This is a genomic window from Flavobacterium sp. KKT103, assembly GCF_055640565.1.
The window spans coordinates 2,325,095-2,345,666 of record NZ_CM145766.1; the positions used below are offsets into that span (position 1 = coordinate 2,325,095).

Below are 20,572 nucleotides of genomic sequence, written 5' to 3' on the forward strand. Positions count from 1 at the left end.
TATGTACATACTTAAAGATTTTCAAGAAAAAGCAGTTACTGATTTATTAGAACATACTTTTGAAGCCTTGGCCGAAACGCAGCCACAGACCAAAATTTTACTAGAGGCGCCTACAGGTGCTGGTAAAACAGTAATGATGGCTGCTTTGATAGAAAGAATAGTTGAGGAACTCCCTATGCAACCTGGGCTCAATCCCAATGTGGCATTTATATGGTTTGCTCCAAACACTTTGCACATACAAAGTTTTCAATCGTTACAAAAACTATATGCTGATGCTAATAAGTTGCATTGCATTGATCTTAGTGAATTGGCCAGTAACCCAGTTTTGGACCACAAAGATTTGCTTTTTGTCAACTGGAGTGCGGTTGACAAAGTAAAAAACTTGTGGCGTAGAGAGAATGAGACCAATACCAATCTCGAAACATTAGTAGAAAATACCAAAGCAGAGGGTACCCAAATTATATTGATTATAGATGAGGCGCATTTAAGTGCTTTTTCGGGTGCTCAGGCAATAGCGGTTAGGAATTTGATTAAAGCCAATGCTGAAATTTTAGTCACCGCCACACCAAAGATGAGACCGCAAAGAACTGTTTCTATCTCACGAAAAAAAGTGATAGAGCAAGAAATGATCAAAAAAGGTGTGCGCATTAATATAGGTTTGAATGCAGCCGAGCAAAACGGAGATAATGTACACATCCATTTACTTCGTACTGCTTTTAAAAAGAAGAGAGAATTAGAGGACTTGTACAATGCTGAATTGGGCGAAAATGTTGTTAACCCATTAATACTTATTCAACTGCCCTCAGACAATGCCTCTTTGTCAGAAGATGATAAATCGATACGAGAAACATTAGAAGGATTACTAAATACAGAATACAATATTTCTACCAATAACGGGAGACTAGCGGTTTGGTTATCTGGCGAACGTAACAAAGATGGATTGGAAGATACTAATGGATTTCAAGATGTTTTGATTTTCAAACAAGCCATCGCGCAAGGATGGGATTGTCCTAGAGCTGCAATATTGGTTAGTTATAGAAACATTAATAGTGTAGAGTTTGGTATTCAGACCGTCGGGCGTATTTTGAGGATGCCACATCAACGACATTACAAAAATGATGGGCTTAATTATGGCTATGTGTATTCGAATATTGAAACCCATAAAATTACTTTTGTGCCATCAGACAATGATTTTTTTGACAAACAATTTGCCGAACGTAAAAGTCAAAATAACTGGGCATTTGATATTATACCTACAGCAACAATCATAAATGACAGACCTTCCAGTGGGGTTTTGACATCTATATTTGAGCCAAAGTTTTTCTCGGTAATGGAACAAAGATATGGAGTTACACAATTACCAGATATTGATTTGTTTACCCCTCAAAACCTTGAATCGGTCAAAAGTCAAATTGACCAAAATAGGCAAGCCTTAATTAAAAATGGTTGGCAATTAGAAATTGACATTAACCAAATTCATATCCCTACAGATATTGAAGTAGATCCGTACGAAGTCAATTCGATAGTATTACAAGCAAACCAAATCCAGCATTTTGCAATAACTACAGCTCAGTTTGGAGAAATGTTTGATCGTTTTTGTTTTGCAAATATTACGCGATTAAATAGATCTAAAAGTTGGAAAAAGTTAAGAGAGACTTTAATTCATTTTGCAGAATATTACTTGGGAATATTTGAGGTAGAGGCAAGAAAAATTTATTTATATCCCCAAAACAAAGAATTGTTGGTGCAACATATTGTGACAGCACTTGAAAGTTTTGATACTTGGCAAAAAGCAAGAGGAAATGATAATAAACGTGTAGAAAACACCAATTGGGAAGTGCCAGAAGTACGTTATTACTCTGAAAATTATAACCGTCAAGAAATTGATAGCCATGCGCTAGAACCTTTTTTTGAGATTAACAATGTTTCAAGTCCTGAGAAGGCCTTCAAAGAATTTTTGATTGCAAATGAGCAATACATTGATTGGTGGTACAAAAATGGTGACAGCGGCCGAGAGAATTTTGCAGTAGACTATGTTAATTCAGCACATGAATTGAAATTGTTTTATGTTGATTTTGTAATTAAATTCAAATCTGGTAAAATTGGGCTGTTTGACACAAAAACAAAACGATCGGATAGCGAAGCTCCTAGAAAACACAATGCGCTTCTCGACTTTATTGAAAAGGAAAATAATGAAAATACAAAAAGAGAACTAATTGGTGGCATATTAATCCCTGACGAAAATGCAGATGTTCTAGGTTTTAGATATCCAGAGTTCAGAATAGATGACACCAAGGATTTAACAGGATGGACATTTTTTAACCCAAATGCGCTTTAATTATACAGCATGGAAAACAAAATTATTTTTTATCAAAGTCAAGATAGCAATGTCGTAATAGATGTTACTTATTTTGAGGAGAATTTTTGGCTTACCCAAAAGCTATTAGCGCAGCTTTTTGGTGTAGCAGTGCCTGCTATAAGCAAGCATTTGAAAAATATTTTTGAGTCGGGAGAACTTATTGAGGATGCAGTTGTTTCCAAAATGGAAACAACTGCATCAGACGGTAAAAACTATACTACTTCTTTTTACAATCTAGACGCCATAATAGCGGTTGGTTACAGAGTAAATTCAAAGCAGGCCACCCAATTTCGTATTTGGGCTACACAAACGCTTAAAGAATACATTATTAAAGGTTTTGTCTTGAATGACGAAATGCTCAAAAACGGAAAACCATTTGGTAAAGATTATTTTGATGAATTACTGGAGCGTATTCGAGAAATTCGCTCTAGCGAAAGACGACTGTACCAAAAGTTAGGCGATATTTTTGAACAGTGCAGTGCTGATTACAACAAAGAAGCTGAGGAAACAAAGCTATTTTATAAAATGGTTCAAAACAAACTACATTTTGCTGTTACCGGAAAAACAGCTGCCGAAATTGTCTACACTCGTGCCGATAAAACAAAAGAGTTCATGGGATTAACCTCTTGGAAAAAAGCACCAGAAGGTAAAGTTTTGAAAAGTGATGTAACCATTGCAAAAAACTATTTGCAAGAGAATGAAATTGGTGATTTGAATCTATTGGTCAGTGCCTATTTAGATTTGGCAGAGTTTCAAGCACGTAGAAACCAATTAATGAACATGCAAGATTGGTTAAAACGAACTAACACCTTTTTAGAAAGTAATGAGCTTGGAGTACTGCCAAACGCAGGAAATATTTCGCATGAACAAGCAGTAGAGAAAGCACATTCAGAGTACGAACAGTTCAGAATAGAGCAGGATAAAAAATACATTTCTGATTTAGATCGAGAAATAAAAAAACTCAATAACAAATAAAAGTTATGATAAACAAAGGCTTAGATACAACATTTATTCATTTTGGTATTCGAAAAGACGATATGGAAATCATCAAAAATCTATGTGAAGAACAAGGTTTGGACTTTGATTGGATGCAAGAAAACATCTTGAAAGAGTTCCATAATCTTAAAATCAATAATGAAGATATTGATAGTAAAAAGATTGAAAAAATTATCGAAAAGGCTTTAAATAAAATATAAGTACTATGCTCATTACTAGAATAATTGCCAAAAATTTTAAAACCTATCAAGATCTAGATTTAGACTTGACTGTTAATGACGAGCAGCCAATAATCTTGATTGGAGGAGAAAATGGAGGAGGAAAAACCACCTTATTTCAAGCGATATACAGTGCTCTATATGGCATGAAAGTTAAAGATGAACAACATTTTTATAAATTACAAAATGCTGGTGAAAGAGCAAAATCGTTAGAAAACAATAGCAATAAAATTGAATTAGAAATTCATTTTACTGGTAAAGTATTACAAAATGATTATAAGTACATCATCAAAAGACTGTACACCATTAACGCACAAAACAACCCTGTTGAAGCTGTAATGTTAAATCTTAATGGAGATATTTTCAATTACGGGACTGCCACTCCACATGCTGAAAGAGTTAAGAAAGAAGCCGAGGTCAATAAAATAATCAAGGCCAATTTACCTCAAGAATTAAGTAAATATTTCTTGTTTGATGCAATGGAAGCGGGTAACTTATTGAAAGACGAGTACCTAAACCGTGTGATCAAAGAGAATATTGAAAACGTTATGGGATTCAATAAATACATTCAGTTAGGAAATGCTACTCATACCCTTACACAAGATTATATTGCACAAAGCATAGAAATTGGGGAAGAAAGAACACAGTATAAAAACCTAATAGAAGAGCAAAAGAAGTACCAAGAATTAATAGAGTCTACAGCATCACTAAATGAAAGAGCATTAAACTATTCCATCTCTCACAAAGAATTGTATGAAAGTGCCAAAGAGGGTAAGAACCTTCAAGCGGATATAAAAGAACAGATCTTAATCATAGATAAAAAGATTGAAGACATTTTAAATAAAGAATCATTGTTTATTGAGCAATCTGAAAAATTTCTAAATGATATCGAGATTCAGGTTTTTATCCCAAAGCTTGTTAGCATTGTACAATATGAAATAGAATTAATTCTTTCTGAAAAAGGACAGCAAAATAACAATGACTTTTTAGATTCTGAACAAATTAGCAAGGTTTCAGAAACTGTACTAACGTTTCTTAGGGAAAATTTACTCCTACCTGCAGACCTATCTGCAAAACAGAAAAATGACTTAACAAAATATATTCTCACTAAATCAAGACAGAGTGATAAAAATACAGAATATGACTTTATTGATAAAAAAGATATTTCATATTTTGAGCAATTATTAGGTTGGTCAAGTATAAATCAATACACAACCTTAGAACAACAAAAGAATAGTTTAGAGAAAGACTTAGTAACACTGCCTAATCTAAAAATTCAGCTTTTAGATTTAAGAAAAAATGATATTGGTGGAAGTGAAGATGTGATTCAAAGCTTTGAAGCGAATGAGCTTAAAATTAAAGATTACAAGGATACCCTTAGCAATTACATATTAGAAATAGAAAAACTAGATGCTAAGATCAAAAAATTTGACTTATCTGACGAAGAAGAGCCCAATCCTAAGTTAGAAACTCTGAAAAAACTAGGTCCATTATTTTCTAAAATTTCGAATGCTCTACTGGTAAACAAAAAAGCACGAATTGAAGAGGAAATGAAAAATGACTTGAATACAACCCTAGTTGTGTATAAAGATCAAATAGACCGAGTAGTGTTGTCAGATGATCTAAGTAATCTTTCGTTTAAAATATATCATAAAGCAGGTAACGAAATTTATTTAGACGAATTGAACGCTGCATCAAAGCAGATAATTATTCAAGTATTATTGAAATCACTGCATTATTTTGGTGATTATGACCCACCCGTAATGATAGATACTGTTTTTGGTTATCTTGATGAAAGCAGTAGAGCTTCATTATTAGAAAATTATTTTCCAAAACTTTCACATCAGACTATTTTGTTGAGTACAGATAGTGAAATTAGAAAATCAATTGATTTGGCTAAAATTGAAAACTTTATTTCAAAGAAATACACACTCGTTAGGGACAAAGAAAATCAACTGACACATGTTGTCGAAGGTTATTTTGATAATAATATTTAAGTAGTTATGGCAGCATTAGAAACAGGTTTAAGACAAGCAGAAGCATTAAGTTCAAAAATGAATGATTTGCGTGAGCGATTGGAAAAACATATTAATTTGAAGCAGTACACGGATAATCATAAGAGCGTTACTCCAAAAGGAAATGCAAAGTTGATGCGTATTTGTTTAATTGCTGGATTATCAGATACTGAAGCAAGGCATAAAGACATGCTCAATATCCAAATGTCTAGCAATAGTATTCACCCAACATTATTCACAGTGCATAACTTAAATGGAATTTTATCATCAATGATTAAATTGCGTTATCATCACTTAGACATCAATTGGGAAGATAACATCACAAAAAGTAAAGTTGTAAATGCTGAAATATTCAGAGGTTATGATTTGCTTATGAAGGGTGATACATTACACGATTGGTTAAAAGTGAGTACTGCAGCGTCTGTAAAAGCGGGTCAAATACCATTACTAAACTTAAATATTGGTAGTTATGATGGTGATATAAGTGCCTACTTGGATATGAATAGTAAAAATGTAACCAATACGCAAATATTGATTGCAGGAACCACTGGATCAGGGAAGTCAAATTTATTAGCTGTACTAATGAATGAAATGCGATCTTTATCCGTTGAAAGTAACTATCCTGTAAACTTTCTGTTTTTTGATTACAAGGGTGAGTTTTCGGATATTGCAAATAATGACTGGCTACAACATTTTGAGTTAGATCGCACGGCCATTTTAGATCCAATGATAGAGCCACTACCTTTTACACCTTTTAAAGATTTTGTGGGTAAGACACAAAATGAAGTAAATATGTATTCTACTGCACTGGCAAATGCATTATTGGCAATCGATAGTGCAAAGATTAGTGCAAATATGAGCAACCGATTGTCAGAAGCAATCATTAATGCTTATAAAGAAACAAAGGGGAAGCCAATAAATTTCACTATGATAATAGAACACTATACAGATTTGCAGCCTCAAAATGAAAAAGACAGAGTTGATAGTGTAAAATCAGTATTGAGTCAATTAGAGCGTTCTAATTTGTTTTCGAATGAAGATAAAATAGATTTAATTGGTAATAGTTTTATCGTTAAGATGGATAGATTTCCAAATGATGGACCACTTGGTAAAGCAATAGTCTACTTCATTGTTTCTAAATTAAACTCAATATATGAAAACTTACCGGTACAAGCCAATGACAAAGAAAAAGTAGAACTTAGGCATTTTACGATTATTGATGAAGCACACTATATGTTAGGGTTTGACAACAAACCGCTTCGAGATTTGATTGCGGTTGGTCGAAATAAGGGAATGAGTATTATTCTTGCGACTCAAAATATGGATGCTTACAAAAGTAAATATTTTGATTTTTATGCAAATGCGCAATACCCTTTAATCATGAAGCAGCAATCTATAAACGATGGCGTTCTAAAAGATATGTATGGTGTGTCAGGAAATGATTTAAATGATATCAAACAAGCCATAGCAGGACTACAAAAAGGAGAACTCATAATCAAAAATAACGATGCAATCCTTATGGGTTTTGGTAAAAAATATAAAAAAATAAAGGTTAGACATTTGATATAATATTGATTTACAATAATTAGTAATTATGAAGGATTAAGATAATTTATACTATAGATTTTAAGGCAATTCATTTCAAACGCTACAGCATGAAAATAGATATCTTTGAATTTGTCTATCTTATTGCTGAAATTAAATATAATAGTTTCTTACTCTTTTGATAAATAATTTTAACACACCACAATTTATGAAAAACAACTACGATATAAATAAATTATTTGATTTTTTTGATTACTGGAAAAATTACACACATCCTACAGAATTTTATAATGAAGGTTGGCTGTTGAAATTATTAGTACTAGCAGTTACTGATTGTAATTTAAGAGAGCATCCTCTATTTGTAAATCACGAGAATAAGTTTTTCAGTGAAGGATTATTGTCAAGTCCATTTTTAACGAAAGGTGAAAAAAAACCTTTTGCTGAAAGTCACACTCATGCAGATGGGGCTATTGGAGATTTTACTGTTGGAAACGATAACACTAAAGGTCTTTTAGAGTTAAAAGGAAACAAGCTAAATATTTTTGAAGCTAAAATTAATTCTGACTTTTCTAAAGGCGTAACAAACGCGTCCTTTTATAATCAGGCAGCGAGGTATGTTGCATGTATGGTAGAGACACTTGATAAAGCTGAGAAACTAGAAAATTTAGAAAACTTATCAATTGGTTTTTATTTAACCGTTCCAAAAAATCAATATGGCAGGAGAAAGAATTTTCGAGAATACATGGATAGAGAAGATATCAAAAACATAGTTAAAAAGAGAGTAGATCAGTATGAAAATGAAGATGATTATATTGAAAGAATAGAATGGTTTGATACGAAATTTATTCCAGTTTTAAACAAGATAACTATAGAGCCAATTTTTTATGAAGATATAATTAAAGACTTGCAAGGGTACGACCACATTATAAAAATTAGTGAATTCTATGAATTATGTATTGTTAAAAATGTATAATTCTATCTTTAAGGTTAAAAATAATTTATATGGATGTTATAAAGCTATTAAAACAATACTCTATCAATAGTAAAAATACTTAATCTCCTATAAGTATGAATTGTAAAATTGCCTAGGCATCTAAGTATAAAAATACATAGACTGTAATTTTTACCTAGGATATCATGTTTAAATTTTTTGTCTTTTGAAATTGGCAAGACAAGGCATGGTCAGGTGGAATAATAAATAAACTTAAACTTTAGGAAATTTGAAACAGCAAGACATTTGGAATAAATAAAGCAATATTCAGCTCAAATTTTAGAAATGTATCATGAAATGTATAGTCAAACTAGGGTAAGTCAAGAATTACTGATCAATGAGGGTATTTCCCTTCAGGATTGTCTTATCAAAATTTTAAACGGAGTCTTTTTCATAGGTAAGAAAGTTGTCTTGTCACTTGAAATTAATCAAATGGAACGTATAGACTTTACAAATAATACTATTGACAGTAAATACGATTACGATACTTACGCGGAGATTTACAAAGAGACTCTTAATTCTTGAAAATTATAAATTAGGTTATATCTCAAAATAGATACAGTTCGTTTTCACTACGACACACTTTGGCAGTGTGTCGTTTTAGTTTTGTACCATTCTAAAAAACTAAATCATGAAAACCACAGAAATTACTATTTTGAAAGCCGTTGAAACAGTGCATCAAGTTTCAAAAGAATCCAAGTTAGATAGTGATAAATACAGTAGTGTACTGTTAGAATTAAAGTATATTTCTACTTATTTTCAAATTAACGAAGTCCAAAGTATTTTGCTTGCTAGTTTTATTAGTTTGTCGTGTTTTGATGAAATTGAATTGAATGAATTGATTTCTTATTTGGGTGTAGAGAAAATTGGTTTATTAACTCACATGAGTGATATTACGCATTTAATTGACAAAAATATATTGGTGAGTGACACGCATAGAAACATGCTACGTACAGATTATTGCATAAGGAAAGATCTGTTAGAATTTTTAGTTTCAAATACACAAATTCCCTCTGAATTGATTTCAATACAACCTAAAGAGGATACTTTTTATACCTTTTTGAAAGAATTAGATATTTTAAGTGATGCCAAAGACCAAAAAGAAATTCGTTACAGTAGTTTTGTATATCGATTCAAAAAATTAATAGAGAGTAATCTAAAATTTCCTTTAGTTAATTATGCATTTGAGAATTTAGAACCTATCGATTCTTTTATATTTTTTGATACTATAATTGATGTTATTGCTATAGGTGATAATAATTTCAATACCGCTTTTCAAAAAACAGTTGATGATTTTACCAACACGAGGAGCGACACTTTCGACTATGTTTCTAATTTTCTACTGGGGAAAACAAAGTTAAATACGTTGAATTTAGTTGAAAAAGACAAAAGTGAATTTGCCAATAAACACCATTTACGATTATCTGCAAAATCGATATCGATGCTCCGCGATATGGAAGGAATTGTATTTCTTCAAAAGGACAGCAACAATGATAAACTCACTTATCCAGATGCCATTCAAAAAAACAATTTGTTTTACAATCCTTTAGAGAAACAATTGTTAGAGCCTGTTGTTAACAGTATGTCACATAAGTCATTTTTAAATTTGCAAAAGGGATTAGGTGAGCATCAGCTCCCGGTTGGTGTGGTAGTATTGTTTTATGGTGCACCAGGAACGGGGAAAACGGAAACCGTTTATCAAATTGCTAAAAAATATAAAAGACCAATATTTAAGGTAGAAATCTCGGAAACTAAGTCGATGTGGTTCGGCGAAAGCCAAAAACTAGTTAAAAAGATATTTACAGATTATTATGAATTCAAGAAACAAGAAAAAGTATGTCCGATATTACTTTTTAATGAAGCGGATGCGGTGATAGGAAAACGCAAAAGTGCTGGTTCCTCCAGTGTGTCCGATACCGAAAATGCGATTCAGAATATCCTTTTAGAGGAAATAGAAAATTTTAACGGAATCCTATTTGCCACTTCAAATTTGTTTTCAAATTTGGATCCTGCTTTTGAAAGACGCTTTCTATTCAAAATAAAATTTGAGGTGCCATCATTAGAAAACGCTGCTAAAATTTGGAAAAATAAAGTACCGTCAATATCCGCAAAAGAAGCATTATTTCTTGCCAATTCCTATAAATTTTCAGGTGGTGAAATGGGGAATATTGCCCGTAAATGTATTATGGAAGAAGTAGTGCTAGGAAATAAATTAACTTTTGAAAAAATCATTAGTTTTTGTGATTCTGAGAAATGGGAGAAAAGTGGCACTGCTACTAAAATTGGTTTTTAATAGTCTTACTTTGGCTGAGCCTACTACTAACTTTGTTTAGAAGATAGCATTGTTCTACATGAATTCATTTTGATGCTTAGACCAAATGTTAGTAGTAGGTACTTAACCTTTGTAGAAGTGGTCTAAGTGCATTACATCCCAATGGAAAACTAATTTAACTGTATTGGAAAGTACTGTGATGAAATCTAACTGTAGATGTTATTTTTTGATTTAAATTTTTGGTTGCGCTCTTTAGATAAAAGTCACTAACTCTCGGTCCAATTTTATTTTTTTTCTACCACCGTGCTCTCCTTTTATAGTATAGAAATCCATCAGAGATTCGCCTACCGCTTCTTTTATTTTTTTGTTAATTCGGGATAATACAATATCCTTATCATTATCTAAGGGGTTTACCAAGTTGTCAATAGCCTGATTAATAAGATTATTATCTGTTTGTGTACAAAAGCAACTGTAAGTATCTTTTAATTCTTTCCTGTGGTCTTGTAGTTCATGAAGAAATATACCGTCAGGATGTTTTAAAAACAGAAGGTAAAGCGCTTTTTCTTTGGGGTTTAGCCTTAGTTCAAGACCGCCTAAATCAATAAAGAATATTTTTTGTGCCCGACTTTTTATTTCTATGGCGCTAGGTTTGTGTAAAAGCACCGCTCTTCCACGAAACGTCATACTTTTTCTGATACCATCTAAAATGTCAAAAAACTGTTGCGCATATAATACGGGTATGTCTCGAGCTGTAAAATGTTCCATACATTTTTCACAAACATCTGCGGTACGCATTTTTAATATAATTTGAGATTTATCTTGGCAAAAATCCATGATACACCCTATGGGGTTTTTATGTATATTTCGAAATATGGAATTAGTATCAGGAAACATATAAAAGCGCATTAGCCAGATAATTACTTCGTACGCAATAGGGAAACGAGTATCAATGCCGTTACCAAAATAATGCTCCCAATTCGATGTCTGAATAAAATAATTTTTCATTGAAGGGGAAGGTGCTCCAAACCAATTCTTGTCGTTCCCAATATCAGTTAATAAGATTACGATCTCATTAGCGGGAATTTTTTTTATCTTTCTGTAGGTGTCACATTCTTTAAAAAACTGCTTCCAAGTCTTGACTTTTTCTTTGTGAGGGAAACTAATTTTATATTCACCGATGGATATTATTTGTGAACATAAAATTAGGTTCTTTTTCTCAAAGTCTTCTTTGTTCAGCCAAGTTTTTTCCTGCATTTCATCTTCATGAAATCCCAGCTCATTTTCACTTGAAATAAATTGTATAGGCCCCCGGTATTGTTGCAGTAACTGCAATACATTATGATAGGTTATTTCGTCTAATTCAGGAGATCTTACAAGGTGAATTTTCATATGACTAAGCTAATAATTAAAATTTAATTTCTTTTATTCTTATTGCTGATAAAATCTAAAAAGTTTTTTTTAGTAACCCCTGTAGCTTTACTTTTTGAATACAAATGCATCCCTTCACTAATATCATCCATCATTTCTTTCATCCCAGATTTATTAAATGAAATGACATTTTCTTCTCGGATATTTAACATTTTTGAAGTGTGGACAGCATCAATATCAGCCCCTAAAAAAGTAAATGTCCATCTCTCTGTATTTTCTAACGTAGCTATTGTGGAGGCAATTTGATGATAGGTAAATTCGCGGCTTGCATTTTCTATACCATCTGTAAGGATAACCATAACCACACTCATATCGTCGTTTAAGATGTTACTTTCATTAGTAATTCTTATTTGATTGATCGAAGTACCTATTGCATCCAATAACGCTGTAGTTCCACTTGGATTGTATTTTTTACTTGTTAGGTATTCAAAATTGTTGGCTCGTACATGACTGAGAATAGGGTTAATTTCATGGTCGAAAATAGTAAGTGAAATTTCAAAGCACTGTTCTGGAAATTCACTTTGCAAACTCTTTATAGTTTCTAATTGTGCATTAAAACCATTTATAGTTGTTTCTCTGCAATTACTCATTGAACCACTTTTATCTACTACAAAATGGTAAAGCGTTTTTTTGTTTTTCATGACATTTTTTTTTGATTATTGTTCAAAATTATCATGAAAGAGTAGGGTAAACTATTCTTTGCAAGCTTGCAATTCTTTTTAAAATTACAAAACAACATCAAATCCTAGTAGTAATCGTGAAAAAGTACAGCTGTAATAGATTGTGCACTTGCATAAAATAAGGCAGGACTTAAAAATGATTGGCTGTAAAAGGATTACTGCACTTAATAACAGTTAGAAAATAATAAGATTCGAATGCAGTCCGATAAAAACGTTTTATTGAAGGACAAAATAGTAGTTCCTGTATAGCAGAAATTGAGTTAGCTTAAAATTGCTATGTTGCTAGCTCCGTTTATCTTTGGCCACATCCTAAAGTCTTACTTTAAAAGAGGAAGGAGCTAATGTAAATGATGATTTAGGTACGCCATTATGGAGGGTGAATTAGTACCGATAAAAGTGTATTTGAAGTAGTAGTTGGTATCTCAAAAGATTTTTGCTACATCAATTCTAACTGTATTATTTTAGGCAGGTTTTTGACTTTAAATCATAAAAAAACTCCAAATTTTCATTTGGAGTTTTTTGTGACCTTGACTGGATTCAAACCAGTAACCTCTTGAGCCGTAATCAAGTGCGCTATTCAGTTGCGCCACAAGGCCATTTGCAATGGTTAATAATAACCTGATTGCGGGTGCAAATATAAGTATAAATGTGTAAATTGCAAGCATATTATTCGATAAAATTTAAAAAAAATGACCTTAAAAAAGTATATACGTGATATTCAAGGATTTCCAAAAGAAGGAATTGTATTTAAAGACATCACTCCTTTATTAATTGATGCCACAGCCAACAAAGAATGCTTGCAAATACTAGTCGATTCGGTAAAAGGCAAGCAGATTGACAAAGTAATTGGAGTAGAAAGCCGTGGTTTCTTCTTTGGGATGTTGTTGGCGCAAGAACTAAATGCTGGCTTTATTCCTGTTCGTAAACCTAATAAATTACCTTACGATACTATTGCTGCTAGTTATGATTTAGAATATGGTTCAGATACATTAGAAATGCATAGTGATGCCATTAAAAAAGGCGACCGAATTCTAATTCACGATGATGTTTTGGCCACAGGAGGTACCGCTAAAGCGGTTTGCGAATTAGTAGAGCGACTAGGTGGTGAGATTGTACAACTTAATTTTATAATGGAGCTTTCGTTTTTAAACGGAAGGGATAAATTAGGTACTTACCCTATTTTTGCTGCGATAAACTATTAGTCTATTGCTCTCGTAGTAATATAATAGCGGTATCCAATGATTGCCATTTGCCATTTTTTGGCTTTAGCCAAATCTAAACCTTGTTTGGTGAAACTAGGAAGAACTAAGCGGTTGAGGTGTGCCAGAATTTTAAACATACTTTTATTTTTGACAAAGATATAAAAAATGCCGCTCTTTGATGGAGCGGCATTTTTATGTGATTATTTAGTAGCTTTGATTTTAGCTTGATAGGCTTTCATTTGCTTTTCATATACTTCCATTTCTTTTTCAAAAACTTTCATCTTGGCATTAAAAGGCTCCATTTGTTTATCAAATTCGGCCATTTTTTTGTCAAAAGCAGCGATCTCCGGCTCAATGGCTTTCATTTTCTTCTCGAACTCTTCCATTTTTTTGTTAAAATCAGCCCATTCTTTTTTATCTCCCGTGCTAGGTGAACCTTTGGGTGCTAGAGGTGCTTTGGGGAAATTGGGAGCTTTTGGAGTTTTAAAGTTAAAAGTAGGCGGTGTTGGTGGAGTAGGCGGTTCAGGTACATTTACTTTGTTATAGACGTAATTTTTGGTTACAATACGAACGGCATTTTTATTGGTTCCCGTATTTTTATCTACATCAACAGAGGTTATATCATTTGGACTCAGACTTTCGGCTTCAAGTGGGCTTACTTTTTTTCCGTTTACAAAGTATGTTACATTAGTAGGGAGCGTATTTTTATCTGACGTAGTATAAGTTGATGTTACTGTATAGCTTCCTCGTGGTCCCTTAGCTCCTGTCAAATTTGTAGGATCTATTTTTTCAACCTCTAATTCTTCCGTAGCCGTCTTTGTTTCAAATGTGAATGAGGAAGTATTTTTGTTGTCTTTAGTAATAATCTCAATAGTATTTTTACCATTGTTTTTCGTGACATTCATCGTTGCAATAGTTGCTGCATCGGTAGCATCTAATTCTTGCTTAGTAACTTTTTTACCATTGATATAAATTTCTGTTTCAGCAGTAATCGTATTGGTAGTTTCTGATGAAGTTACAGCAGTTTTCATTTTTTTAATGCTGTCAGTCGGCATAACTTCAACTGCGCTCGAAACAGTATTGTATGTAGTTTTGTTAGTTTCTTTTGGTGCTTTTTCTTGCGCCACGACTTCTACTTGAAACAATAACATAAATCCTATTAGTGCGGGTACAACAGTAGCGTACTTCCAAGAATTTCTTTTGTGAGATTGATTTTTGTTTAACATAACGATTCGTTTTTTGATTAATGATTGATAAAAAGGATTGGCAAGTGCAACACATTGCTCTTGGGTTGTTATTTTTAGTAAGGTAATTTGATAGGCTTTTTTGTCGGTTATTCTTTTCAATGCCACACTGTCTGCAATGAATTCCAAATTTTGAATGATTGCTTTTTTGTACAACCACACCACCGGATTGAACCAAAAAAGAATACAAAAGAGTCGGGATAGTAAAACATCTACTGAATGATGTTGCTCGCTGTGCACTTTTTCGTGTTCTAAAATATTTTGAAGTTCGGAGGGATTATAAAGTGCTGAATTGTAGACAATGGTTTTGAAAAAAGAGAAAGGCGCGCGATTTTCACTACTATCAATAAGGATAAAGTTGGCTTTTTTCGTTGCAGGCTGTCCTTTAAAAAGTTTGCGAAGGCTGTAAAAGTCAAAGCCGAATTTTGTTAACAAACCTAAAACTCCCACAGTATACAGGAAGGCTAAACTAAAATAAATATATCTTTCGGTAGTATCCTCCTCAGCTATTGCTCTCACTGGCATTTTAGACCAGTCAAAAGGTTCGGGATTGGGTTCTACCCAAACAATTGTAGTAAATACTACCAATGGTAAAATGACGGAAGTCAGTAATCCTGCTACTAAAAACCATCTGTTAGCAGTGAAAAAGGTTTCCTTTCGCAACAAAAAGTGATAGGCTGCAAAAAACAACAGTAGCAAGCCACACGATTTAAGTAGATAAATTGCAATAAGTTCCATGTATAGAGCTGTTTAAGTAGACTTTAAATGTACACAATTATTTGGTTGCTTCCTGATTCTCAATCATTGCCAAAATTTCTCTTAATTCCGCAGCGGATATTTTTTCTTCTTTGGCAAAAAACGAAACCATATTTTTGTACGAGCTATTAAAATAAGTATCAATTGCAGTACTCATAAATCGTTTTCGGTAGTCCTCAATAGGAACAATAGGGTAGTACTGATGCGTGTTCCCGTAGGCATTATGTGCTACATATCCCTTTTCTTCCAGGTTGCGTACAATAGTCGAAAGCGTATTGTAATGCGGTTGCTCCTCGGTGATTTCGGCCATAACTTCTTTCACAAAAGCCTTTTTTAGCTTCCATAAAATCTGCATGATTTCCTCTTCTTTATTGGTTAATTTTTGCATCGTTTTATTTTTTTAAAAAATCTTTAGTTTGAACATAAATAATTCCATTGATAGCTTGCTCACCAAATTTCTGTATAGCCAACTGTTTACTTTTTTCACTAACACTGTCTATCTTTTCAATGCTTATATTTGCAATTTGTTCTGGCTTTAGCTGATTCAAAATTGCAACGCTACTTACTTTGCCATTTATAATAATTACTGCTTTTTTGTAGTCAACATCTTTATTGATTTTAACGTTATCTAAGTTATCTTCTGGAATAGCTATCCTATATTTTGCTTCTGAATCTTTATCTTCTTTTTTATCACTAAAATTTTTAATTGTATTATAACTTACTTCTGAAACACCCATTTTTATCTCCCAACCTTTATTAGTAGGCTTTGTATCCTCTAAGGCTTCGCTAGATTTTGAGCTATTTTTTTTTGTTGTTATTTCAAAGGCTCCGTTAGCTCCTTCCGCACCATATTTTTTTTCTGCTAAAGTAGCTGGCAAAGTAATCGATGATGCAATTTCTGAATCTAGATCCACTTTGATTAGGTCATTCTTATTTTGTTTTTGCCCATCAATTACGATAAGGTATTCTTTTCCGTTTTTAGTTGCATTTGTGATGCTCCATGATGGATAAGGTGACGATGAAGAAATTATTTCTACTTTTGGCTCATCATTGTTTTTATCTGATTTATTCTGCTGCTTGTTCACAAAATCCATATGATTTTTTAAATGAAGATTCTCCTTACTTGAGGCACTAAAACCAAAAGTGATTTGATTTGATTTGTCTTCTTTTACAAAAATATCAAAGGGCTTAATAGGTTTGTCTCCATTGACTTTGTATATTTTTTTTACTCCAGCTTTGTCTTCCATACGAACTGAAATTGCGATTATCTCATTATTGCTATTAAATTTAAGATCCGTAAATGTTAAACCTATTCCATAAGTCGTTTTAAAGAATTCTTTCTCAACATCGAGATCTTGTTGAGTCGATTTAGACATAACATGTAGCGACACTGTTACCGGCGCATTAGTGATTTTAAATTCACTTTCCTTTTCCTGTGCTACAACTTTTACTTGAAATAAAAACACAAAAGCAACAAGTGCCGGAAGGACCATAGCATATTTCCATGAATTAATTTTTTTTGATTGATTTTTGTTTAACATAATGATTCGTTTTTTGATTAATGATTGATAAAAATGATTGGTGATTGAAATACAATTTTCTTGAGTTGTTATTTTTAAAAGAGTTAACTGGTACCCTTTTTTGTCTTCTAATTTCTTTAAGGCCTCCTTGTCAGCGATAAATTCTAGATTTTGAACAATGGCTTTTTTGTAGAGCCAAATTATAGGATTAAACCAGAAAAGAGCACAAAAAAACCTTGTTAATAAAACGTCTACAGTGTGATATTGTCTGCTGTGAACTTTTTCGTGCTGCAAAATACTATCTAATTCAGTCGAATTGTATAATGATGAATTGTATACAATGGTACTAAAAAAAGAGAACGGCTCAATATGATCTACTGTGTCGATAAACTTAAGGTTAGATTCTGATCTGAAGGCTTTGTTTTTTAAAATCGTTTGTAGTCTATAATAGTCAAGTATGATTTTTGACATAAAGAGTAAAGTACCAAACCCATATAAGTAACTTACGATCAGATACCAATCAATTCGCGGATTATCTTCTTTTGATGCGTTTGTAGTTTTTAAAGTTGTCCAATCAAAAGTAAGAGGAGTGGCTTCAACTTGAATTACCTTTGTATAAAATAGTAATGGTAATGAAACGGAGGTTATTAATCCGGCCAGTAAAAACCATCTGTTGGAAGTAAAGAAGGTCTCTTTTCTCAGAGTAAAATGATAGGCTAAATAAAATAGTGTAAGTAAGCCGCTAGCTTTAAGAAAATAAATGTAAAATGCTTCCATCTCAAAATTGGTTTATTGTGGTTGGTTAGTTTTATTGTTAATCCTGATTCTCAATCATTGCCAAAATTTCTCTTAATTCTGCAGCCGATATTTTTTCTTCTTTGGCAAAAAACGAAACCATATTTTTGTACGAGCTATTAAAATAAGTATCAATTGCAGTACTCATAAATCGTTTTCGGTAGTCCTCAATAGGAACAATAGGGTAGTACTGATGCGTGTTTCCGTAGGCATTATGTGCCACATATCCCTTTTCTTCCAGGTTGCGCACAATAGTCGAAAGCGTATTGTAATGCGGTCGCTCCTCAGTGATTTCGGCCATAACTTCTTTCACAAAAGCCTTTTTTAGCTTCCATAAAATCTGCATGATTTCCTCTTCTTTATTGGTTAATTTTTGCATAGTATAAGTTTATTTGGGCGTTACCCGCTAAAAAGCGGGTCAGGCTATTCGGCTGTATCTCTTCGTTTCACTACGAGGATGCCGCCTACTATCCTTAACGCAATCCAAACTTACAACTATATTTATAGTTTACAAACTATTTTTATAGTTATTTAACTAAATTTTAAGTTAGCTAACTGTCCGAAAATTAAAAAAGCCTTTGTTTACAGGATAAACAAAGGCTTCTCAACACAATTTATTTTTTTGAATTTGCTACACTATTTGGGTTTCTTTTTTCAAAAGTTTCTGAATCCAAATGCAACATACTGCTGCTGCGATACCAAAACTTCCCATAATAAACCAATTGGTTTGATAGCCTGATTGAGCAATAATCTCCAATCCCGATTTAGAACTGACAATGTGAGCTAAACTAAAACTCATCGTGTACAAAGCCATATAACGTCCTTCGTGTCCTTTTGGCGCTCTACTTAAAGCAAAAGTATTCGAAAACGGAAAAGCGAGTATTTCACCTATCGAAATAAAAATCATACTAATGACTAATATGCCGGCCCACGTATTTATTAAAAGTAGATAAAAACTAAAAGACATTAATAAAACACCCCAAAGGATGATTTTTAATTTCTGCACCTTCTTTCTTTCAAAATAACCCACAAAAGGCATTTCAAGGGCAAATATCAAGAGTCCGTTTAGAGTCATTAATAATCCAGTTTGAAATTCGCTTAGTCCAAATTGCTCACTATGATAAAGTGGTAGCGTCGTAAAAAGTTGAAAGAAAATCATAGCCGTTACAAAACTAACGAATAAGAAAATCCAGAAAATCTTATCTTTAAAAACCGAGGAAACAGCTGTAATTGAAATGGAGACATTTGGATCTACTACTTTCTTTTTTTCTTTTACTAAAAGTGCAAAAATTAAAATAGCAACCACACAGGACGATCCATCTACCCAAAATAAACCTTGGTAACCCATACCCATGATAATAAGTCCACCCAAGGCTGGTCCGGCAGCAAAACCAAGATTAACAGCTAAACGAACTAGTGTCAGCGCTCTGGTTCTGTTTTCAGGTTTCGCATAGGTAGCGAGCGAAACAAACATCGCGGGTCTAAACATATCCGCTAAGGTCATGATACTAAACATCCCGATACACAGTCCCCAAAATGAAGTAATGTACTGCAAAACAAAAAAGAAGATTCCGCTGGTGAATAAACTAAATACCATGATTTTATAAAATCCTATTTTGTCCGAAAGTTTTCCACCTAACCAAGAGCCTAACATTGATCCACAACCAAAAGCGACCATTATCCAACCCACTTCACCGTAGGAAAATTGTAAATTTTCCTTCAAATACTTGGATAAAAAAGGCAAGACCATAGTTCCGGCTCGATTGATAAAAGTGATGATGGCGAGTATCCAAATTTCTCTTGAAAAACCTTTGAAATTATTGATGTATTGTCGAAAAGCGTTTTTAAGCATGGGGAAATTTCTAATGAGTTACAAAGGTAAAAAACTTTGTCTCATGGTTACTTTGTCTCTTTGTTACTTTTAAACTATTTTTGCTAAAATCTAAATCATGAAAAAAATACTTTCTGTAATCCTTTTGTGCATCGCTACGATTGGACAAGCCCAAGAAAAATTTGATAGTAAAGCAGTACAAGAATTCCAAAATAAAATCAACGCAGAGTACGCCAACCCAAAGGAAAGCCCATTGATGGCAGCCGATTTGGCTAAATTTAAGAGCTTAGAGTTTTTTCCCATTAATGAAAAAGCTTTCGTTGTTGCTCAGTTTACAAGAACTAAAAAAGAGAAACCTTTCAAGATGAAAACATCTACATCTAGAACGCCTGCTTATATAAAATATGGAGAGCTAACGTTTACTCTGGAAGGAAAGAAGCTTAAACTAAACGTGTATCGAGACATAGAGCTTTCTAAAAAACCGCAGTACAAAGACGATCTTTTTTTACCTTTCTCTGATCTAACCTCAGGAAAAGAAAGCTACATCGGTGGAAGGTATATTGATTTAAAAATTCCAGAAGGAAATACAATTGTAGTAGACTTTAATACTGCCTACAATCCGTATTGTGCGTACAATTATAAGTACTCTTGTCCTTTGGTTCCTCTTGAAAATGATTTAGATATTGAAATTAAAGCAGGTGTAAAGAAATTTCATTAGTC

The 20,572-nt window shown here is 33.0% G+C and carries 17 protein-coding genes and 1 tRNA gene; 9 read left to right on the forward strand and 9 right to left on the reverse strand.

Annotated features, from left to right (window positions below; translation table 11 throughout):
• Position 1 precedes the first annotated feature (1 nt).
• The 7 genes from ACZ2G0_RS09995 to ACZ2G0_RS10025 all read left to right on the forward strand — a co-directional run bounded on the left by ACZ2G0_RS09995 (position 2) and on the right by ACZ2G0_RS10025 (position 10,417).
• Positions 2–2,338, forward strand: a complete 2,337-nt coding sequence (locus ACZ2G0_RS09995) for a DEAD/DEAH box helicase (RefSeq protein WP_470307508.1) — start codon at positions 2–4, stop codon at positions 2,336–2,338.
• Between the two features lie 9 nt (positions 2,339–2,347).
• Complete coding sequence (locus ACZ2G0_RS10000) at positions 2,348–3,334, forward strand: virulence RhuM family protein (protein WP_470307509.1); 987 nt, start codon at positions 2,348–2,350, stop codon at positions 3,332–3,334.
• Positions 3,335–3,339: 5 nt separating this feature from the next.
• Positions 3,340–3,555 carry a DNA modification system-associated small protein gene (locus ACZ2G0_RS10005; protein ID WP_470307510.1) on the forward strand — a complete coding sequence of 72 codons (216 nt, stop codon included), beginning with the start codon at positions 3,340–3,342 and terminating at the stop codon, positions 3,553–3,555.
• 5 nt (positions 3,556–3,560) lie between these two features.
• Entirely contained in the window at positions 3,561–5,570 is a 2,010-nt protein-coding gene (locus ACZ2G0_RS10010; RefSeq protein ID WP_470307512.1) for an AAA family ATPase, read from the forward strand.
• A 6-nt stretch (positions 5,571–5,576) separates the two neighbouring features.
• Positions 5,577–7,157, forward strand: coding sequence for an ATP-binding protein (locus ACZ2G0_RS10015; protein WP_470307513.1), 1,581 nt, complete (start codon positions 5,577–5,579; stop codon positions 7,155–7,157).
• 184 nt (positions 7,158–7,341) lie between these two features.
• Positions 7,342–8,106, forward strand: a complete 765-nt coding sequence (locus ACZ2G0_RS10020; RefSeq protein ID WP_470307514.1) for a hypothetical protein — start codon at positions 7,342–7,344, stop codon at positions 8,104–8,106.
• 649 nt (positions 8,107–8,755) lie between these two features.
• Complete coding sequence (locus ACZ2G0_RS10025; RefSeq protein ID WP_470307515.1) at positions 8,756–10,417, forward strand: ATP-binding protein; 1,662 nt, start codon at positions 8,756–8,758, stop codon at positions 10,415–10,417.
• A gap of 231 nt (positions 10,418–10,648) precedes the next feature.
• Here the strand turns inward: ACZ2G0_RS10025 and ACZ2G0_RS10030 are convergent, their stop codons facing one another.
• The 3 genes from ACZ2G0_RS10030 to ACZ2G0_RS10040 form a co-directional block, all read right to left on the reverse strand.
• Positions 10,649–11,785, reverse strand: coding sequence for a hypothetical protein (locus tag ACZ2G0_RS10030; RefSeq protein WP_470307516.1), 1,137 nt, complete (start codon positions 11,783–11,785; stop codon positions 10,649–10,651).
• 23 nt (positions 11,786–11,808) lie between these two features.
• Positions 11,809–12,465 (reverse strand): vWA domain-containing protein, encoded by a 657-nt coding sequence (locus ACZ2G0_RS10035; protein ID WP_470307517.1) that lies wholly within the window; start codon positions 12,463–12,465, stop codon positions 11,809–11,811.
• A gap of 561 nt (positions 12,466–13,026) precedes the next feature.
• Positions 13,027–13,100: transfer RNA gene (locus ACZ2G0_RS10040), tRNA-Arg, on the reverse strand.
• Between the two features lie 93 nt (positions 13,101–13,193).
• Here ACZ2G0_RS10040 and ACZ2G0_RS10045 point away from each other — a divergent pair.
• Positions 13,194–13,706: an adenine phosphoribosyltransferase gene (locus ACZ2G0_RS10045; protein WP_470307518.1), complete on the forward strand. Its 513-nt coding sequence runs from the start codon at positions 13,194–13,196 to the stop codon at positions 13,704–13,706.
• Here ACZ2G0_RS10045 and ACZ2G0_RS10050 read toward each other — a convergent pair.
• The 6 genes from ACZ2G0_RS10050 to ACZ2G0_RS10075 form a co-directional block, all read right to left on the reverse strand.
• On the reverse strand, positions 13,703–13,843 hold the full coding sequence (locus ACZ2G0_RS10050; RefSeq protein WP_470307519.1) for an SsrA-binding protein: 141 nt from the start codon (positions 13,841–13,843) through the stop codon (positions 13,703–13,705). The two genes, ACZ2G0_RS10045 and ACZ2G0_RS10050, sit on opposite strands and share 4 nt — an antisense overlap.
• Positions 13,844–13,906: 63 nt before the next feature.
• The gene (locus tag ACZ2G0_RS10055; RefSeq protein WP_470307520.1) at positions 13,907–15,688 is read right to left on the reverse strand and encodes a M56 family metallopeptidase; all 1,782 of its coding nucleotides are present in this window, start codon (positions 15,686–15,688) and stop codon (positions 13,907–13,909) included.
• A gap of 37 nt (positions 15,689–15,725) precedes the next feature.
• The gene (locus ACZ2G0_RS10060; RefSeq protein ID WP_470307521.1) at positions 15,726–16,094 is read right to left on the reverse strand and encodes a BlaI/MecI/CopY family transcriptional regulator; all 369 of its coding nucleotides are present in this window, start codon (positions 16,092–16,094) and stop codon (positions 15,726–15,728) included.
• A gap of 4 nt (positions 16,095–16,098) precedes the next feature.
• Positions 16,099–17,520, reverse strand: a complete 1,422-nt coding sequence (locus ACZ2G0_RS10065) for a M56 family metallopeptidase (RefSeq protein WP_470307522.1) — start codon at positions 17,518–17,520, stop codon at positions 16,099–16,101.
• Positions 17,521–18,040: 520 nt separating this feature from the next.
• Positions 18,041–18,400, reverse strand: a complete 360-nt coding sequence (locus ACZ2G0_RS10070; RefSeq protein ID WP_470307523.1) for a BlaI/MecI/CopY family transcriptional regulator — start codon at positions 18,398–18,400, stop codon at positions 18,041–18,043.
• 252 nt (positions 18,401–18,652) lie between these two features.
• On the reverse strand, positions 18,653–19,873 hold the full coding sequence (locus ACZ2G0_RS10075; protein WP_470307524.1) for an MDR family MFS transporter: 1,221 nt from the start codon (positions 19,871–19,873) through the stop codon (positions 18,653–18,655).
• 97 nt (positions 19,874–19,970) lie between these two features.
• On the opposite strand from ACZ2G0_RS10075, the gene ACZ2G0_RS10080 reads away from it, so the two are divergent.
• The gene (locus ACZ2G0_RS10080) at positions 19,971–20,570 is read left to right on the forward strand and encodes a DUF1684 domain-containing protein (protein WP_470307525.1); all 600 of its coding nucleotides are present in this window, start codon (positions 19,971–19,973) and stop codon (positions 20,568–20,570) included.
• The last annotated feature ends 2 nt before the right edge of the window (positions 20,571–20,572 follow it).